The following is an 18,561-nucleotide window of genomic DNA, read 5'->3' on the forward strand; positions in this document are numbered from 1 at the left end:
GATTATTCTGCATTATTTTTTTCTATTTGGATAAATACTTAGACAACATTTTCTCCAACTGCTGCACACTAGCACGGGGAGAAGGACGCGGCAAAAGTTCCTCAATCACCTCTTCCTTGGCGTTCTTGGCGTCTTGGCGGTTCGATAAAAACAAAACCGGCACCTCATACTGATACAGACCGAACCAATCCTCACGGGTGGTAATATCCCGAATTTCCAACTCAAAAGCAATATTTTGGATTTGTTCCAGCTTTTCCTGCAAGCCTTCGCACAGATGACAACCAGGTTTACTGTATAAAATTAATCGCATTTCCTTAAACCAATTTCGCCCATACCAAAAACATGATAGGCGTAAACAATTTAAAATTTAAAATTAAATTATCCCATCTTGTGGGGTGGGCATACTTCGACAAGAAGAATTTGGATAGTTTTTTATTTGGAGTTTTTAGTCGGCTTTGTTCTGGTCGTTCCGCGATTTCAATCGAAGGCGTGCAAATGTGAAGGAAGGTTTCACCTGAAACCAAATTGATATAATTTCTATTATTGACTATCCTATCCAAAAACTATGACACAAACCATTCAAGCAAAGGATATCAATCTACGCTATTTAATTGATAACTTTGGTATTGAGTTGGTTTTAGATAATCAATTCTTCCGCGAATGGCAAGAAGATTTACCAGAAATTACAGATTTAGACAAACAACTTTTAGATAAGGTAAAAACAGGTTATTTCAACCTTCTTAATTACCCACCATTGCTAGAAGATGTCGTCAGAATGGCAATTGTAGAACCGATACTTTTTATTTGGGATTTTTATCTAGCTCCCTTTTATGTAAAATCTGAAGAATCTATTGACATTGCTGTACCAGATGAAGATGTAATCATCAAAGGCAGAATAGATACCTTGGTTTTACAAAACAGATTATGGGTGATGATTATTGAATCTAAAAAAGCTTCGTTTTCAATTGAAGAGGGACTCGCGCAAATTCTAGCTTATATGCTAGGAAATCCCTATGCTGATCAACCCAGTTTTGGCATGATTGCTACAGGAAGTGAGTTCATTTTTGTCAAATTAGTTAAAGGAAACACACCGCTTTATGCTTTATCAAAGGGATTTTTGATGCGAAACCCTGGAAACGAATTGTACGACGTGCTACGCATACTCAAGCGTCTGACTCAGTTGGTAAGCGATTGAAGCCTTGAGGGTGTCATTTGACTAGATGATCTTGAGTCTAGACATAAATCCTGGGTGTACTTTTAATCTCTTAGCTGGAACCTGGGGTTTTCAAGCTACTTTCTCAAAGCATTCGAGGAATTAGGGAATACCAAAAAATAAATTATCCAGTAATCGTAGACTTTTAGGGACACAGCATTGCTGTGCCCCTACGGATTGGATATTTTTTTAATTGGAAGTCCCTTACCCAGAGACTGCACCTGAATCAAGTCTCCACTCTTGCTTCAGCATTTGCTGATACGTCTTTTCCTGAATCATCATCTGCTCGTACAGCTTGACCAAAAATGCCTGGGCTTGTTCACGGGACATCTGCTGCACTTGGTCAGCAAACGTTCTGAGGCTAAATTCTTGTTCTAAAGATAATTTTAAGGGCTGATTCATTCCTGACTCCTGTGCCCAAATGGGGCGAAAACTAGAGGATAAATGCTGTCTATCTTGTTCTGGAGCTAAGTAATTAGCTGATGTTGGTAGTCATTTTCTATAGCAGCGTCTTACATGAGCAAGACATTGTGTGAACTTATATTAACAAGTATAACAAAAGATTTACAAAACAGCGATGATGGCAGAGTGTTCAGAAATAGACTTTGTTGACAAATGGCAATCGCTTCAGAGAAACCCTGATATATCACAGCATTTCCCTTTCCAAATTAGGGTTTGGACGACTTGCCAACAAAATCTTTACTTTTACCTGATATACGCCAGGATTTCATATAATCGAGCTACTCATCTTCGTCACCAGGCGGTCTTTCGCTCTCGCTCTGCTGCGCGTTCCACTCCAAAACAATGCGCTCCAACATTTCAGCCTGGGTACAGTCATTAACAGCCGCATATACCTTAATCAACCGTCTCACTTCAGGACTAACGTGGCGGATCACTAGTTGGTTGTCTTCTGCCATATTCATTGTTTTTCTTCTTTGACCTACTTAACACATTGGTTTTCTTCTGGGTGCGTCTCTTGCTTGTTTCTGCGATATTAGGCTAGTGAGATTCCCAAGAGTTAAAGCCTAGCGATAATTTTCTGCACTCGTCGCCAACTATAGCAATCCTATTTGCAGCTTGTTTCCTTAGAAAAATTATCTAAAGTCGAAAATACCCCATCTGAGCGAAAGCTACGTTGTTTGATTTCTGGGGTTGTGGACTCGTAGATATTTGCATTATTTTAAGTTTACCAAGCAAATCATCCAAAATTGTTGAAGAAATTGCTAAAAAGTGGACTTTATTTTGATAATTATATGACAAACTGCATAAAGTTATAGAGTTTCTCCTAATATCAATATCCTAGTTTACTACTGGGTATTTATCTTGCTCACCTATACAATATTCGGCAAGCAAGATACCCAAAGAATTAAAGCCCAGTGATAATTTGCTGCACTCGTTGCAGACTAGTATTATGCTGTTTTTGCGAATAGATTCTCGCAGCTTGCTCAAAAGCCTGCTTTGCTTCTGGTTTCTTTTTCAAAGCCAAAAAAGAATTACCCTGATTTTCGTAAGCTTCTCCATAATTTGGATCTTTTTGAATTACGCGATCGCAATCTTTAATCGCATCTTCATATTTCTTGCGGGCAAAGCGAGCTAAACTGCGCTGATAGTAAGCGTCAACATAGTTTTGATCTATGTCAATCGCCCTGTCATAATCTCCAGTGGCGTCTTTATATTCACCAATCGTATATTTGGCAAGCCCTCGGTTAAAATATGCCCAAGCCCAGTTGCTAGAATTACCAATAGCTGAGTCATAATCTTTAATCGCACCCTGATAATCTTGCTGGGCAAATCTAGCTAAACCTCTGTTATTATATGCTGCCCCGAATTTAGAATTGATTCTAATCGCCAGGGATGCATCAACAATCACTGCTGCATAGTCTTTTTGGATACGGCGAATTGTGGCCCTACCGTTGTAAGCTTCAGCGTAGTTAGGGTTAAGGCGAATTGCTTGCTCAAAATCAACTAACGCGTTTTGATAATCTTGTTGCTCAATCCGCGTCAAACCCCGACTGTTGTACGCTTTGGCATAGTTAGGGTCAATTTCGATTGCTCGGTTGAAATCGGCTAATGCGGCTTGATAATCTTTTAATTGGCTAAAAGCAAGACCGCGACTAGTATAACCTTGGGTATCTTGGGGATTAAGTGCGATCGCTTGATTGTAATAGGCGATCGCACTCTTGTATTCACGTTTGCTATACTGATTATCTCCCCATTTGCTGTAATCACCAGCATCAGCACGAATATTGTCAGGTAAACTACTTGCATCTAGGTTAGCGCCCCGCAAATCAGCATTCCCCAAGCTAGCACCACTGAGATTGCTACCAATCAAATCAGCACCCCGCAAGTCAGCACTATAGAGATTAGCACCTTGCAAGTTAGCACCATTAAGTTGGGCATTACTTAAGTCAGCATTTTGCAAATTGGCATAACTAAGATTCCCATTCCTCAGTTCTACACCCCGCAAATTAAAACCATTCAAATTTGCTCTACTGAGGTTGACACCATTGAATGAGACACCGTTAAAGTTAAAATTCCTCAGGTCTACATCACTCAGGTCTACACCATTCAGGTTCACTCCTCTGAGGTTAACATTATCGAGTCGCACGCCCCTGAGATTGGCATTACTGAAATTAACACCACTGAGGTTTACACCATTCAGGTCAGCATTGCTTAAATTTGTACTACTTAAGTTGGCATTTCTCAAGTCTGCACCACTCAAATTTACCCCGCTCAAATCAGCACCACTGAGGTTAGCACTCCCCAAGTCAACACGAAACAGGTTAGCACGAAACAGCTTGGCGCTACTTAAATCAGTATTTCTCAAGTCTGCACCGCTTAAGTCTGCACCCTCCAAGTCTGCACTACTGAGGTTAGCCTGATAGAGATCAGCGCGAATTAAATTTCTGCGCCTCAGGTTTGCACGGCTTAAGTCACATTTGGGACATTTATTCGTGTCCAGCAACTGTTTGACCTGTTCAGGTTTTTCAGCATAAACCGGAACCGCCATCATCAGGGGTGTCAATAAAGTAATAGCAGCGAAGAACTTTTTCAAACCTCTTTGCTGGGTATTAGCAAGTTTCATCTCTTTTGTCATCTGTAACCAGGTGTCAATTTGTTGTGAAGAGTCAACTCTTCTACAAACTGTGTTTATAGAATTACGGATGATTGCGTTCAGATTTTTGTTCCGAAAAAAATTATATTTTGTAACAAAATGTAAAAACCCCACTCATTTTTGAACGGGGTTATGTAAAGTTTTTTAGCTAAAATTTGCAGTCTTGTTCTTAAAACAGGTTCATAATCGTAATAATGCCAACACTGGTCAATATGATCAAAGCAGCCATAGCTAAGGATTGACCGAATGCATTTGGTAATTTTGAATCGTTCATTTTCGTAAAATCCTTTTATTTTAAAGATTCTCTTAACATAGCAGTAACAATATAAATACCTATGCAAAGCTAGTCAAAACTTAAAATTGCGTAAAGTTTCTTAGCAAAATCTCAGTATTTCTTAATAAAGCGATACCATGACACTACAGACTGTGTAGTAAAAGCCGAACAAAATAATTACCTAATTTCCGAGCGGGATACGTGCCTTGATAGGGTAAGATTATTTTTAATGAAGGTAAAAAATATTTAATCCCAGAGAATAATCATGACAGTTTCCACTGCATCTAGGAACCAAACGGCGAATTTTGACTTAGAGCAATTAAATCAGCACTTTGAAACTGCAACTCCCAAGGACATCCTGGCATGGTCTATAGAGAATATCCCCACGGGACTGGTGCAAACCAGCGCCTTTAACGTGGATGACATGATAATTACCCATATTCTTTATAGTGAACTCAAGCATTCAGTCCCTGTTATATTTCTCAACACCTTATACCACTTCCCCCAAACCCTAGAACTAGTTGCCAAAACTGAAGAAATTTATAACCTGGATCTGAAAACTTACAAAACTCCAGACGTAGACACCCGCGAAGCCTTTACCGCCAAATACGGCGAAGCACTTTGGGACAAAGATATTACCCAATTCCACCACGTTACAAAAATTGAACCACTGCTCAGGGGTCTAGACGAACTGAACACCATCGCTTGGATTACCGGACGTCGCCGCGACCAAGCCGTAACCCGTGCGAATATGCCCGTATTTGAGTTGGATGGCAAAGGGCGGTTGAAAGTCAATCCCTTGGCTAGCTGGACACGCGAAGAAAGCTGGGTTTATGTCGCTGAACATGGGGTGATTTACAACCCTCTCCACAACGAAGGTTATCCCAGCATTGGCGACGAACCCATCACCACCAAAGTCGGTCAAGGCGAAGATGAACGCGCCGGACGCTGGCGGGGAAGTAATAAAACAGAATGTGGAATTCATATTTAATGACTGTTTAGCGACCTGCACCAAAGCATCCGCTGTTCGCGATGGCGCGGAACGCCCGCTGTTCGCGATGGGCTGCGCCCCGCTGGAAGCGATCGCCTTTTATAAAGTCTGCATCCGCGGACTTTATTTTTTTGGAGTTCCCTTACCAAAAAACTGGGTTTAAAGCCCCGTCCTAGTAGGACGGCTTTTGTTTAATTTCCGGATTGTTAGACTGGCTACGCCAGCAATTGCTGTTTGACCCCAGAATCCCCACGCCTAAAGGTGTGGGGAGTATGTCAATCACCATTTTGTTCTGTTTCACTGAGTTGAGCTTGAGTACGACGCAATTCCTCCAGTGTCAACTCTAAGCTAAGATTTTTCTCATTTAACTCCCGCGTTCGTTCGCGTACTTTCTCTTCCAGTATTTGGCTGTATACTTCTAGTTGTTCATTAGCATCATTGTGGACTTTGATGAGTTGCTGAACTTCGAGGATGAGACGATTGAGGGAAGCAGCTAAGATACCAACTTCATCATTAGTTGTTACAGGTGCTTGCAAATCAAAATTACATTCTTCTGTCACCTGTTGAGCAATATGAGTGACTACTTGAATAGGACGAGCAATGGCGCGACTGGTGTAAATTGCTAATAATGTGGCGAGTGCAATTGATAGTGATAAACTCCCTAAAATAATGTATAAACGTAATTTTTCTGCCCTTTTTAGTTCCCAATTAGCTTGCTGATACTCCTGGGCTATCACTTCCACAAGCATCGTGATCTCATCGAGAAAATCATCAATCATAAAAACTGATGAACCGTGCATGAAATTAAACAGTTGGTTTTGTGCTGTTCTAATCTCATTTGGTGATAATTTACTGGGATTGTTATCCTGAAATAAACCTCCCGTGTGTTGTAAGTAAGTATCAAATCCTTTGTAGGTTTGCAACAAGCGATAAACGGCTTTTTTCTCAATTATAGAATCGTATATAATTGGGTTTTCAATATTGTAGTTAGCTTGGAAATCAAACCAAATTTGTCTAGCTTGCTCGACATACTTCAGTAGTAAAGTATATTGTTCTTGCCATCTTTTTGGTTGTTCCATATATAAAATCAGTTTGTGTTGGTTGGTACGAACACGAAACACAATGGTTTTGAGTTGGTACATTTGATATAACTCTTCAATTGCTGCTTCTTCCCGTTTCTGGGCTTGTCGCTGGTAATGATCCGCAATCAAAAACCCGATGCTGGTTCCCAAGACAGCGATGCTCAAAAGCAGTCCGTAACCAAGACCAATCTTTTGGCCAACTTTCAGATGGCTGAACCAATACCTAAAATTGCTTGTGTCTGGGCTTGAATCACTTGATTCTAAGGGGATATTTGACTGACCGAAGGTCTGTTCATCTAAGTTGTGATGCTGTTTCATACTCAATCACGACCCAGATAGACTTGAATCCGTTCCATCAACCGAATTTTAGATTTTGGATTTTGAATTGAATAATTCAAGTCTGTAATTATACCAATATACTATCAGATTCGTAAGCGATAACCCATGCCTCTAACTGTTTCAATCACTTTGCTGCCAAGTTTCTTGCGGAGATAACCGACATATACATCGACAATATTAGAACCTGGGTTATAGTCGTAACCCCAAACGGAATCTAGCAGTTGTTCTCGACTGATGACTTGTCCTGGATGCCGACAAAACATTTCTGCCATTGCAAATTCACGGGCGGGTAGTTCTATAATGCGATCGCCTAATTTCACTTGTCGAGTCCGCAAATCTAGTACCACGTTACCAACTTGAAGGGTAAACTCTTGAGCATCTCTGACAGGTCTAGCGCTCCGCAACCGCAACCTTACCCGTGCTAGTAGTTCTTCAAATCGGAAGGGTTTAGTGACATAATCATCTGCACCTCCTTCTAGTCCCGCAACTTTATCGTGAATGTCACTGCGAGCAGAAAGGATAATTACAGGTATGTCTTCTCCCTGTCCACGCAGTTCTTCGAGGACTTTAAATCCATCTTTTCCAGGCAACCTCAGATCCAGAATTAACAAATCAAAAGTGCTACTTTGTATTACATCCAGCACGTACAGCCCATCCGTCACAATTGTGGTTGTGAATCCTTGCGATCGCAACCCTTTTTGAATAAATGAGGCAATCCGGGGTTCATCTTCAACGATGAGAATGTTGGGCATAGACACTAGTACCGCTTTCGCGGAATTAAAAATTAACAACTAACAATTAAAAAAGTAGATTCCACAAGCTTTTGACTTGAATCTTACTGATTAGTTATTTATGCCCTGCGCTACTAGTAATTACTGGCTTTTTGCGGGGGATCTAGGGGTAAGATGATGGTAAACATCGAACCTTTGCCTAACTGACTGCGAAGTAATACTTGCCCGGCATGAGCCTCTGCGATCGCTCGAACAATAGACAGTCCCAAGCCCGCACCTTCTGAACGACGACGACTGTGGGAAGTGCGGGCAAATCGTGCAAAAATCCTTTTTTGATCCACCAGTGGAATACCTTCGCCTGTATCGCGTACCCAGAAGCGTACCTTTCCTTTAGCGATCGCTGAACCTATGGAAATAGTATCACTCTTGTTAGTATGCTGAGTAGCATTCTGCGCCAGATTCATTATAGCTTCGGTGATTCTTTGGCGATCAACCACAATCTGACCTTTGGCCACAGCATCCAGTTGCCAATCTCTCTCTGCCAGCGCTTGGGCTTTGATCAATAACTCTTGGGTTAACTCTGCCACATTTACCGTTGCTACCTGTAAAAAGTCTGCGCGTTCTGCTTTGGCCAGCAAAATCAGATCATCAACTAAACGGCTCATCCTGTCCAGTTCTCCCATCACCATGACCAGGGTTTCCTGTTGTTCTTGGGGGTCATCTCCCATCAGTTCTAAATGTCCACGAATGATCGTGATTGGTGTTCGCAGTTCATGTCCAGCATCATTCACAAATTCACGCTGACTGGCAAAGGCAGCTTCGAGTCTGTCCATCATTTCGTTGAATGTTGTGGCCAGTTTTCCCAATTCTCCCTGATCTCGCACTGGCAAACGCTGAGTTAAATCTGACTCACTAATGGCATGAGCCGTGGTGATAATTGTTCGTAAAGGAGTCAGTATTCGCCCTGTAGCTAACCAAGCTAGAATTAACGACACCACAAAAACTAAGCTGGAAACTTCAATAATTGCCGTCACTGCTTCTAGAGCTTGTGTCCGATCTCCAGCAGCATTGTGGGCAACCACAAACACTCCCCGTGTTTGTCCATTGATGGTTAGCGGTTCCACAATGTACATAATATTACTAACATCAGAGGTGAAAAATTCTTTTTCTCCCTGTTCTGCATAGGTCTGTTTTGCCCATTGTTTCATTAGTAGTGAATTTCTAGCTAGGAGCTGAGGACGGGCGCTAGGACTGGATTTGTAGAATTCACCATCTATAAAAGTGATGAAGTAGGATTCATCTTTGGGTAGCCGATACAACAAATAAGCTCTGAAAAGCGTCCTTAATTCTTCTACTGATCTGGGAGTAGTAATTCTTTCTTGTTCAGACATTAACAAGTTAAATTGCTTTGGTCTGATTACCATCTCTTTTCCTTCGTCATCAGTGAGTTCATCCCCTGGAATCAAGGTTTGTCCGTTAATCAATGCTCTGAAATCCTTGATGTCTGCTGCCATATTTTGACGAACACGCTCATCAATGCGGTAATAGAGATGATAGCGAAATGCAGGAATGGCTATGAGAAATGTTATTCCTAAAATCAGCAAGTACCACAGCAAAATTCGGGTGCGTGCTTCTCCAAATACTTGCTGCCAAACTAAAGATAACTGAGATATTTTGAAACCAGATATGCGCTCACGGAAAGTATTTATTGTTACGCTCATTTTTAATCTTCTTAATTTCAATTTTCCCAGTTCTTTATTGGGAATTAAGTTGTTCATATCACGGTTAAACTCAGGCAAATTAGGTTGTTAAAAATCACGGTTATTCCATGCAGGCTAATTTTACAAACTGGTGATCATTTAAAGATGAGAAAATTTTCATCTATTTTTCATGTGTTTTTCACGGTTAATTGATATGTTAACAATAATCTTTAATTTTTCTTCAAGAAAGCAAAATCAAATCTTAATATCCTGTTAATAAACAACAGTTGCAAAATCCATCTACCCAATGAATACAAAAACCATCCTACTATTTAACCCTATTAAATTCAATTGTCGGAGCGAGTTTAACAGGTGATAATTCAATTAAATATAGTAATAAAGGGAGTATGGACTGCACTACCCTCTGCTATCAGTAGTTAAGCATTAGTTTTTAGTCCTGCCTGTTTCCTCCTATCTCTGATCTAGGAGCAAATTCATCAACCGCCATTAATCATTGTTGTGGTTAATTACCCTAATGAAAACTTTGTCAGGATTGCAAATGAAAAACTTATTAGTTCACTCTAGAGAAATAGGACTAAGGGCGGCTAGAGAAGAATCTGCGGAGGTTAGTAGTTCATCTCACAATCCTCGTAAGTGGCGCATTGCTTTATATTCCCATGACACAATGGGACTGGGACACAAACGCCGTAACTTGTTAATTGCACAAACATTAGGATGTTCACCCCTAGAAACCGATATTTTGATGATTAGTGGCATACAAGATGGCAGCAATGTACTAATACCTCCAGGAGTCGATTATTTGAGCCTACCTGCTTTGTACAAAAATGTTAATGGACAATATCGGGCACGACGGCTAGATTTGTCATTGCAGGAAATAATTACACTGCGATCGCAAGTTATTCTCACTACAATCAAAACTTTTAAACCCGATATTTTCATTGTCGATAATGTACCCAGAGGAGCAGTCAGAGAACTAGAACCAACTCTGGATTACTTGCGTACCCAAGAACAAACCCATTGCATTCTCGGTTTACGAGATGTGCTAGACGAACCTGCATCCGTAGATCGAGACTGGAAACGCATGGCTAATGAAGAGGCTATTCAAAGTTATTATGATGCCGTTTGGGTATATGGAGATCCAGCCATCTATGACTTAGTACAGGAATATAGTTTCCACCCCAAAACCGTTGCTAAACTCCGCTACACAGGCTATCTTGACCAACGTAACCGCCTCAAATTCATGGATTTGGATAGTGTTGAGGCTTTTAAATCACTCAATTTGTCATCAGGACGATTAGTATTATGCCTGGTGGGTGGTGGACAAGATGGAGCGCGTTTGGCAGAAACATTTGCTAGTGCTGAACTACCACCAGACATGAACGGCATTATTTTGACGGGTCCTTTTATGCCGCGACAGGTGCAGCAACGGCTTCAAAAGTTGGCTGCTAAACGTGCCAATTTGCGGGTATTGAAATATTTATCTGAGCCGACAATGTTGATAAATCAGGCCGAGCACGTGATTGCAATGGGTGGGTACAATACAACTTGTGAATTGTTGTCATTTCAAAAGCGATCGCTAATTGTACCCCGAATCAAACCCCGCCGAGAGCAGTTTGTCCGCGCCGAACGCTTACAAGCACTGGGTTTAGTTGATATGCTGCACCCCCACAACCTGACTTCTCATGCATTGACAGATTGGTTAATACAAGAAAGCGAGCCACCACAGGTGCGTAACTTCGTCAATCTCAACGGACTCAACCACATTTCTCAATTTATAGACGAAATACTCATGCCGAGTACCGAGTGCTGAGTACCTATTACCTATTTCTAATTATGTCAATTGTTGGTTACGTTCTCAAACGCTATCCCCGCTATTCTGAAACCTTCGTAGTCAATGAAATTTTGGCTCATGAAGCAGCAGGTTTAAATATTGAAATTTTCGCATTAAGACCGCCGAGTGACAGCCACTTTCAAAACATTATTTCCCAGGTACGAGCTTCCGTAACTTACATTAAACAGCCAATTCAAGGTCGTGTGAGTCAATCTCTCAATAGTCTTGCTCCCACACCAGCCTGCTATTTTTGGGCAGAATTACAAGAGGCTAGTAAAGTCATTCCAGATTTTTGGTCAAAGTTAGCAGTTGCTCAAGGTGAACAAGCCAGCACCGTCTACCAAGCTGCATGGTTAGCACGGGAAGCAAAACTTAAAGACATCACTCATTTACACGCTCATTTTGGTACTTTAGCAACCAGTGTCGCTAGATTAGCATCTCACTTTACGGGCATTCCCTACACCTTCACGGCTCATGCTAAAGACATCTTTCATGAGAGTGTTGAATTTGCAGATATGGAACACAAACTACAGGATGCAGCTACTGTTGTAACTGTCAGTGACTACAACCTCAATTATTTACAAAAAACATATCCTACAGCCGCACAGCAAATTAGGCGCATTTACAATGGTTTGGATTTGCAACAATTACAATATTCTTCTCCGGCTGACCGTCCTCCTTTAATTATCTCAGTCGGTCGGTTAGTCGAGAAAAAAGGTCTATCTATTTTGATAGATGCTTGTGCCATCCTGAAGCAAAGAAATTGTGAGTTTCAGTGTCAAATTATCGGTACAGGATCATTAGAACCTACACTGCGTCAGCAAATCCAAGATTTAGGACTGCAATCTATTGTGGAGATTATCGGGCCACGTCCCCAAAATGATGTGTTTCAATTGGTGCAACAAGCGGCTGTGTTTGCAGCGCCTTATGTGATTGCTAAAGATGGCAACCGGGACGGACTACCTACAGTTTTACTGGAAGCGATCGCATTAGGAACGCCCTGTGTGAGTACAGATGTTACTGGTATACCCGAACTGGTGCGTCATGGTGAGACTGGGTTGATTGTGCCGCAAAATCATGCTGAAAAATTAGCGATTTCACTTCAGGAACTCCTCACTGATTCAGCTTTGCGGGTTAAGTTGTCAACTCAGGCTAGACAATTAATTGAATCTGAGTTTGATATTTATCGCAATACCGCAGTGTTAAGAGAGTTATTTTTCACGCAATCGCTCTTAGGGATCTCCAAGAGTAAGCGCAAAGTCGCAAAGGAGTTGTGAAGGTGAGAATTGCTTATGTTTGTGCTGATTCCGGAATTCCTGTATTTGGACAAAAGGGATGTTCTATTCATGTTCAGGAGATGATACGAGCATTACAAAGGCAAGGTAGCGAAGTTGAATTGTTTGCTACTCGGATTGGAGGAATAGCACCAGCAGATTTAACTGATATTATTGTTCATCAATTGCCAGCAATCCCCAAAGTGCAAAAAGCTATGAGGGAACAGGTTGCTTTAGGAATTAATCCTGATTTACGTTTATATTTGCAGAGGTTTGGATCTTTCGACTTCATTTATGAGCGCTATTCTCTTTGGAGTTATAGCGCCATGAAATTTGCCCAAGAAAAGGGAATTCCCGGTTTATTAGAAGTCAATTCCCCTCTGATTACAGAACAGGCAAAGCATCGCGGTTTGATAGATATTCATAGTGCTGAACAGGTGGCGCATCGGGTTTTTCAAGCTGCTACAGCCTTGATTGCTGTTTCTGAGGAGGTGAAAACCTATTTAATGAATTATGTAGATAGTAGCAAAATTCATGTCATCCCTAATGGTGTAAATCCTGACCGTTTTTCTACTGTTCATGCTGCCACTCAATCGGCAACCTTTACGGTGGGATTTGTGGGGACATTAAAACCGTGGCATGGATTACCAATTCTCACAGAGGCTTTTGCTCGACTGCATCAACAAGTTCCTCATGCCAGACTTTTAATTGTCGGTGATGGGCCAGAACGAGAAAATCTCGAATCTGAATTATCTGCACGGGGGTTAAATTCTCATACTCAATTTACTGGGGCGGTAAATCCTGATCAAGTTCCTAAATTATTAGCTGCGATGGATGTTGCTGTTGCACCCTATCCAGCGCAAGCGGATTTTTATTTTTCACCGTTGAAAGTTTATGAATATATGGCGGCTGGTTTGCCTGTAGTTGTTAGCAGAATTGGGCAATTAGTAGATTTAATTGATCCGGGGGTAAATGGGATTCTTTGTCCTCCTGGTGATGCGATCGCATTGGCAGATGCATTAGCACAATTGTGGCTCACGCCTACTCTCCGTCATAGTCTAGGACAAGCTGCACGCCAAAAGGTGATGGCACATCATACCTGGGATGCGATAGCGAAGCGCTCCGTAGCAATCGCTCAACAAACTTTGCCTATAGCGGGACTCTCTGTGGAGGTAAGACAATAAATGTCAAAACCCCTCAAACAAGCTGTTCCTGGTTTGTGGGGAGTGCTGGCTTATTTCTGGCCTTACATTCGCCCACAGTATGGATTAATTTTAATTTCGGCGATCGCTCTAATTGCAGATGTCGGACTCCGGGTACTAGAACCTTGGCCTCTCAAGTTTGTGTTTGATTACGTTCTCATCCGGGACAATCAACCAACCAATATTCCAGTAATTACAAGTCTAGAACCGATTACTTTACTGACACTTTCCGCAGTTGCAGTCCTTGTATTTACAGGATTACGCGCTTTTGCTGCCTATTCAAGTACCGTTGGATTAGCCACAGTCGGCAGCCGAGTCATGACCGAAGTGCGTAATCATTTATATCGTCATCTGCAAGATTTGTCTTTGGCTTATCACACCCAAGCCCGTAGCGGTGATTTAATTATTCGTGTGAGTGGTGATGCCAGCCGTCTGCAAGAAGTTATGATTACGGCTGCATTGCCCTTAGTAGTCAGTATTCTCAGTCTATTTGGCATGATTGGGGTAATGTTTTGGATGAATCCCAGCCTTACCCTACTATCACTTCTCACGTTACCGTTATTTTGGTTAGTTACCAATCGACTTAGCCAAAAAATTCAAGATTCCTCATTAAAGCAACGGAAACAAGAAGGATCTGTAGCAGCTACAGCAGCTGAATCAATTGCAGCCATTAAATTAGTCAAAGCACTCTGGCTGCAAGATGCCTTTGCACAAGTGTTTGCTCAACAAAATCAGCGTAGCCTCAAAGAGAGCGTCAAAACCCAACGTCTGGCCGCTCACCTAGAACGCACTGTAGATGCTGTCATTGCTCTAGGAACAGCTATTGTTCTCTGGTATGGCTCTTGGTTGGCATTAAGAGCTGCGCTGACACCAGGGGATGTACTCGTATTTATCACCTATCTCAAAAATGCCTTTAAGCCAGTTCAGAACTTCGCTAAGTACACCGGCAGACTTGCTAAAGCTGCGGCTTCTGGTGAGCGAATTTTAGATATATTACAACAGCAGCCTGATATCAGAGATTTACCAGATGCAATTCCCGCCCCAATTTTTCGAGGTGCGGTTTGTTTTGATCATGTTAATTTTGGCTATGAACCAGGACAAATTCTGCTAGAAGACATCAACTTAAATATTCAACCAGGACAACAAGTAGCGATTGTTGGCACTTCTGGTAGTGGTAAATCTACATTAGCGAGTTTATTATTACGGCTTTATGACCCTGCACTGGGTCAGATTATGATTGATGGCAGAGATATACGAGAGTATACATTGGCATCATTACGCCCGCAAATTAGTGTAGTTTTACAAGAAAGTATCTTGTTTGCGGCGACTATTCGGGAAAATATCGCTTACGGTGTTGCCGGAGTATCAGACGCTGAAATTGAAGATGCGGCTCGTCTGGCTAATGCTCATGATTTTATCCAAGCTTTACCGCAAGGATATGACACTTTTGTCGGGGAAAGAGGAGCAACACTTTCTGGAGGACAACGCCAACGAATTGCGATCGCTCGTGCTGCTATTCGTCAAGCTCCTATTCTCATTTTAGATGAACCTACTACTGGTTTAGATAAGGGCAATGAAAAAGCTGTAATTAATGCTCTACAAAGGCTTTCTCAAAACCGCACGACGTTTTTAATTACTCATGACCTTGATGTTGCTACTCGCGCAGATATTATTGTTTACATGGAAAATGGGCGGGTATTAGAACAAGGTACGCATCTGGAATTGATCCAACAAAATGGTCTTTATGCAGCGTTGTATCATCTACAAGTTGCAATGCAAACTAAAGAAGATTTTTCTGACGCAGAGGAGTAGAAAATGAATGTTTTTGTGAGTGATAGGTTTAACAGTGTTACTGATATTAAAATGCCGTTTTTGTCAGCAGCTATTGATCCGCTGCAAGTGCAAGACTCTTTGAGTCATTATTTGTCAACTGCTCAAAATACTCATCTTGAAAAAATTGAAGTTATTCGTCACAAACCGGGGCGGCGTTGTTTAATTGAATATGAATTGATTAATGATTATGGACAAAAAATCACGCTGATTGGGAAGGTTCGGGCTAAGGGGATAGATTTTAATAGTTATGAGTTACAGAAGTCTTTATGGGAAGCAGGATTTGCTGGGGATAGTATTGATGGAATTTCTGTACCTGAACCTGTTGGCATAATTCCTGAATGGCAAATGTGGTTACAGCGTAAAGTTGAAGGTGTGACAGCTACTCAATTATTAATAGAAAAAAATGGTTTTATCTGGGCTGAACGAATTGCTGAAGCTGCTCATAAACTTCACAAAACTAATATTCCTCCCCGTTGTTCTCATACTATGACTGATGAATTAAAAATCTTGCACGAACGTATTCCTTTAGTTATGAAACAATATCCACAATGGCAAGGACGTTTAGAAAGAATTTTAGCAGAATGTAATTATTTGGCAAATAACACACCAGCACCAAAATGCTGTGGTATTCATAGAGATTTTTATCCTGATCAATTGATTATTAATCATCAACGTTTGTATCTCATTGACTTAGATCTATATTGTGAAGGTAATCCAGCTCTCGACATCGGTAATTTCATTGGTCATGTTCAAGAATACAGTCTGCGTGTATTTGGTAATCTAGAAATGCTGCGCGATTTTGAAAAATCTTTGACTGAACGATTTCTTCAGCTTACAGATGATCAATTCCGAGTTGCAATTGAATCTTATACCACTTTAACTTTAGTAAGGCACATTCATATTAGCACTCAATTTTCAGAACGTTCTCATTTTACAGAAGCATTATTAAATCTCTGTGAACAACGTCTCAATATAATTCATAATTATAGAAAATTTAAATGAGTTACTTGTGTTAGCGAAGAAAGCACGACAGCGCATAAATTTATTTTGTTATTCACACAGATAAAATCAAGAAAATAGAGATTGTTTTAATGAGTTACGACTGTTGTAATTTTCGTTATTTATTTTAGTTGCTTATACCAATTAAAAAAAAGATTGTGACAGATGGATAAATATAAAGCTGATGCAGTAATTCTTTCACAATCCAAAATTTAAAATAGTATTACAGGAGATTGCTTTGAATAATTTGAGTTGCTTACTAAAAATTATTTTGATTGGTTTAATTATTTCCTGCTCGTTGAAAAACATAACTCAAGTTAATGCTGCACCTATTCAATCAGTGTCAGACATTGATAATTTCAATCAATCTAACTCAGATAATTATGCCTTAAATCAAATCAACTCTGTTTCTCGATTGTCAGATATTAGTGTGGATAGTTGGAAATTTCAAACACTACAAGCATTGGTTGAAAAGTATAATTGTATGAATCGGTTATCTGAAGATATGGCTTTTTCTGATCAAAGGCTAAACCGATACCAATTTGCGGCTGGACTCAATACTTGTATCGTCAGTATAAATAAGTTAATTATCAATGAAAAGTCTAATCTTATTGATCGAGAAAGTTTAACTGAGATCCAGCGATTAAAAACTGAATTCTCAGCAGAGTTAAAGATTTTTGATAACCGAGTCAATTTATTAGAAACCAATATTAATACATTAAAGACGCCGCAGTTTTTACCCCATATTGAACTAGAGGGAGAGATTATTTTTGCTGTGACTGGATTGGCTGGCAGACAAAAAGCTAAAACTACTAATAAGCCAATAAATGATAATTTAATATTCAGTAATCGTGTCCGTCTCAGTTTAGAGAGCAGTTTCACAGGTAAAGATAAATTGCAAGTGCGTTTACAAGGCAGAAATACACCAGAGTTGGAAGATGCCACTGGTACTAAAATGGCAAATTTGGGATTTGATGGAGATGATGACAATGAGGTAGAATTAGATGAAATAAAATATAGGTTGGCGTTAGGTAAAGAAACCCGGATAACTTTGTATGGGTTGGGAGGAGGATTAGGTGATTTAGTTCCTAGTATCAATCCTCTATTTAGCGGTAGTGGAGATGGATCGATTTCTACATTTGGACGAGAAAATCCGATTCGACGGCAAGGTGGTGGAGTCGGTGTTGGTATTTCTCATAATTTGAATGATGCTGCTAATTTTTCATTGGGATATATTGCTAGTAATGCAGCTAATTCAGAAAGGGGAATTTTTGCTAGTCCTAATGGTGCGATCGCACAACTCACACTCGAACCTACTAAAACAACAGCGCTTAGTTTTACCTACGTCTACTCTCGCAACAATTTGAATACAGGCACCGGCAGCGAATTAACCAGCGATCCGTTTGATGATCAGGCAAATACAATTACTGCTAATTCTTTTGGTGCAGAAGCAGCTTGGCAACTTAACCCAACTATCGCCCTCGGTGGTAGAGTTGGTTTTATTCATGCCAAAGCAGAAGATTTACCAACAGATGCAAATGCTATGATCTCGACATGGGCAATGCTGCTAAGTCTCAGAGATATTGGTAAAAAAGGTAGCTTTGCCGGTTTTGTGGTTGGTCAACCCCCCAAAGTGACTTATAATAGTTTCGGTGGTATCTTTAAGGATAAAGATACATCTTTACATCTAGAAGCTTTTTACCACTTTCAAATCACTGATAATCTGGCAATAACTCCGGGGTTGTTTGTGATTACAAGCCCGGAACATGATGATAGTAATGATTCCATTTATGTCGGTACTGTTCGGACAACCTTTAACTTCTAGTACCGCTTTCTTGGAATTAAAAATTAACAATAAACCACTCTTGGTAGGTGTTCTTCTACCTGATTTTTTTGGTAGTCACGCTATGGGAACATCTGCCATAACCTTGTTGACACTCTACACGTCTAAAGATG

The 18,561-nt window shown here is 40.7% G+C and carries 15 protein-coding genes; 8 read left to right on the forward strand and 7 right to left on the reverse strand.

The genetic code is table 11. The features are described from left to right. Positions 1-22 precede the first annotated feature (22 nt). The gene (locus tag CYLST_RS15385; RefSeq protein WP_015208646.1) at positions 23-310 is read right to left on the reverse strand and encodes a glutaredoxin family protein; all 288 of its coding nucleotides are present in this window, start codon (positions 308-310) and stop codon (positions 23-25) included. 255 nt (positions 311-565) lie between these two features. Between CYLST_RS15385 and CYLST_RS15390 the strand changes: the two genes are divergently transcribed. Next, on the forward strand, positions 566-1,195 hold the full coding sequence (locus CYLST_RS15390) for a type I restriction endonuclease (protein WP_015208647.1): 630 nt from the start codon (positions 566-568) through the stop codon (positions 1,193-1,195). A gap of 222 nt (positions 1,196-1,417) precedes the next feature. Here the strand turns inward: CYLST_RS15390 and CYLST_RS15395 are convergent, their stop codons facing one another. From CYLST_RS15395 to CYLST_RS15405, 3 genes are all read right to left on the reverse strand, one after another. Then, on the reverse strand, positions 1,418-1,615 hold the full coding sequence (locus CYLST_RS15395) for an NblA/ycf18 family protein (RefSeq protein WP_015208648.1): 198 nt from the start codon (positions 1,613-1,615) through the stop codon (positions 1,418-1,420). 338 nt (positions 1,616-1,953) lie between these two features. Beyond that, a complete protein-coding gene (locus CYLST_RS35225; RefSeq protein WP_015208649.1) occupies positions 1,954-2,136 on the reverse strand; it encodes a hypothetical protein in 183 nt (60 codons plus the stop codon). 443 nt (positions 2,137-2,579) lie between these two features. Continuing rightward, the gene (locus CYLST_RS15405; protein WP_157162590.1) at positions 2,580-4,298 is read right to left on the reverse strand and encodes a pentapeptide repeat-containing protein; all 1,719 of its coding nucleotides are present in this window, start codon (positions 4,296-4,298) and stop codon (positions 2,580-2,582) included. A gap of 569 nt (positions 4,299-4,867) precedes the next feature. On the opposite strand from CYLST_RS15405, the gene cysH reads away from it, so the two are divergent. Beyond that, positions 4,868-5,593 (forward strand): phosphoadenosine phosphosulfate reductase, encoded by a 726-nt coding sequence (gene cysH / locus CYLST_RS15410; protein ID WP_015208652.1) that lies wholly within the window; start codon positions 4,868-4,870, stop codon positions 5,591-5,593. Between the two features lie 275 nt (positions 5,594-5,868). On the opposite strand, the gene CYLST_RS15420 is transcribed toward cysH, so the two are convergent. From CYLST_RS15420 to CYLST_RS15430, 3 genes are all read right to left on the reverse strand, one after another. Then, positions 5,869-6,993 carry a HAMP domain-containing protein gene (locus tag CYLST_RS15420; RefSeq protein ID WP_015208654.1) on the reverse strand — a complete coding sequence of 375 codons (1,125 nt, stop codon included), beginning with the start codon at positions 6,991-6,993 and terminating at the stop codon, positions 5,869-5,871. A gap of 104 nt (positions 6,994-7,097) precedes the next feature. Beyond that, a complete protein-coding gene (locus CYLST_RS15425; RefSeq protein ID WP_015208655.1) occupies positions 7,098-7,766 on the reverse strand; it encodes a response regulator transcription factor in 669 nt (222 codons plus the stop codon). A 113-nt stretch (positions 7,767-7,879) separates the two neighbouring features. Continuing rightward, positions 7,880-9,466, reverse strand: a complete 1,587-nt coding sequence (locus tag CYLST_RS15430; RefSeq protein WP_041233668.1) for a sensor histidine kinase — start codon at positions 9,464-9,466, stop codon at positions 7,880-7,882. A gap of 538 nt (positions 9,467-10,004) precedes the next feature. On the opposite strand from CYLST_RS15430, the gene CYLST_RS15435 reads away from it, so the two are divergent. The 6 genes from CYLST_RS15435 to CYLST_RS15460 all read left to right on the forward strand — a co-directional run bounded on the left by CYLST_RS15435 (position 10,005) and on the right by CYLST_RS15460 (position 18,430). Continuing rightward, a complete protein-coding gene (locus tag CYLST_RS15435; RefSeq protein ID WP_015208657.1) occupies positions 10,005-11,276 on the forward strand; it encodes a glycosyltransferase family protein in 1,272 nt (423 codons plus the stop codon). 23 nt (positions 11,277-11,299) lie between these two features. Beyond that, positions 11,300-12,574 (forward strand): glycosyltransferase, encoded by a 1,275-nt coding sequence (locus CYLST_RS15440; RefSeq protein WP_041233121.1) that lies wholly within the window; start codon positions 11,300-11,302, stop codon positions 12,572-12,574. A 2-nt stretch (positions 12,575-12,576) separates the two neighbouring features. After that, positions 12,577-13,755 carry a glycosyltransferase family 4 protein gene (locus tag CYLST_RS15445; protein ID WP_015208659.1) on the forward strand — a complete coding sequence of 393 codons (1,179 nt, stop codon included), beginning with the start codon at positions 12,577-12,579 and terminating at the stop codon, positions 13,753-13,755. After that, entirely contained in the window at positions 13,756-15,585 is a 1,830-nt protein-coding gene (locus CYLST_RS15450; protein WP_015208660.1) for an ABC transporter ATP-binding protein, read from the forward strand. Positions 15,586-15,588: 3 nt separating this feature from the next. Then, positions 15,589-16,608 (forward strand): phosphotransferase, encoded by a 1,020-nt coding sequence (locus CYLST_RS15455; protein ID WP_015208661.1) that lies wholly within the window; start codon positions 15,589-15,591, stop codon positions 16,606-16,608. Positions 16,609-16,843: 235 nt separating this feature from the next. Continuing rightward, the gene (locus CYLST_RS15460; protein ID WP_015208662.1) at positions 16,844-18,430 is read left to right on the forward strand and encodes an iron uptake porin; all 1,587 of its coding nucleotides are present in this window, start codon (positions 16,844-16,846) and stop codon (positions 18,428-18,430) included. Positions 18,431-18,561: the final 131 nt, after the last annotated feature.

The sequence above is a fragment of the Cylindrospermum stagnale PCC 7417 genome (assembly GCF_000317535.1).
GTDB classification, from domain to species: domain Bacteria; phylum Cyanobacteriota; class Cyanobacteriia; order Cyanobacteriales; family Nostocaceae; genus Cylindrospermum; species Cylindrospermum stagnale.

Excerpts from the sequence above, each read along its gene's own strand:
- CYLST_RS15385 (WP_015208646.1), bottom strand. The coding sequence starts at position 310 with ATGCGATTAATTTTATACAGTAAACCTGGTTGTCATCTGTGCGAAGGC.
- CYLST_RS15405 (WP_157162590.1), bottom strand. The coding sequence starts at position 4,298 with ATGAAACTTGCTAATACCCAGCAAAGAGGTTTGAAAAAGTTCTTCGCT.
- CYLST_RS15420 (WP_015208654.1), bottom strand. The coding sequence starts at position 6,993 with ATGAAACAGCATCACAACTTAGATGAACAGACCTTCGGTCAGTCAAAT.
- CYLST_RS15425 (WP_015208655.1), bottom strand. The coding sequence starts at position 7,766 with ATGCCCAACATTCTCATCGTTGAAGATGAACCCCGGATTGCCTCATTT.
- CYLST_RS15455 (WP_015208661.1), top strand. The coding sequence starts at position 15,589 with ATGAATGTTTTTGTGAGTGATAGGTTTAACAGTGTTACTGATATTAAA.
- CYLST_RS35225 (WP_015208649.1), bottom strand. The coding sequence starts at position 2,136 with ATGAATATGGCAGAAGACAACCAACTAGTGATCCGCCACGTTAGTCCT.
- CYLST_RS15435 (WP_015208657.1), top strand. The coding sequence starts at position 10,005 with ATGAAAAACTTATTAGTTCACTCTAGAGAAATAGGACTAAGGGCGGCT.
- CYLST_RS15390 (WP_015208647.1), top strand. The coding sequence starts at position 566 with ATGACACAAACCATTCAAGCAAAGGATATCAATCTACGCTATTTAATT.
- CYLST_RS15440 (WP_041233121.1), top strand. The coding sequence starts at position 11,300 with ATGTCAATTGTTGGTTACGTTCTCAAACGCTATCCCCGCTATTCTGAA.
- CYLST_RS15430 (WP_041233668.1), bottom strand. The coding sequence starts at position 9,466 with ATGAGCGTAACAATAAATACTTTCCGTGAGCGCATATCTGGTTTCAAA.
- CYLST_RS15395 (WP_015208648.1), bottom strand. The coding sequence starts at position 1,615 with ATGAATCAGCCCTTAAAATTATCTTTAGAACAAGAATTTAGCCTCAGA.
- cysH (WP_015208652.1), top strand. The coding sequence starts at position 4,868 with ATGACAGTTTCCACTGCATCTAGGAACCAAACGGCGAATTTTGACTTA.
- CYLST_RS15450 (WP_015208660.1), top strand. The coding sequence starts at position 13,756 with ATGTCAAAACCCCTCAAACAAGCTGTTCCTGGTTTGTGGGGAGTGCTG.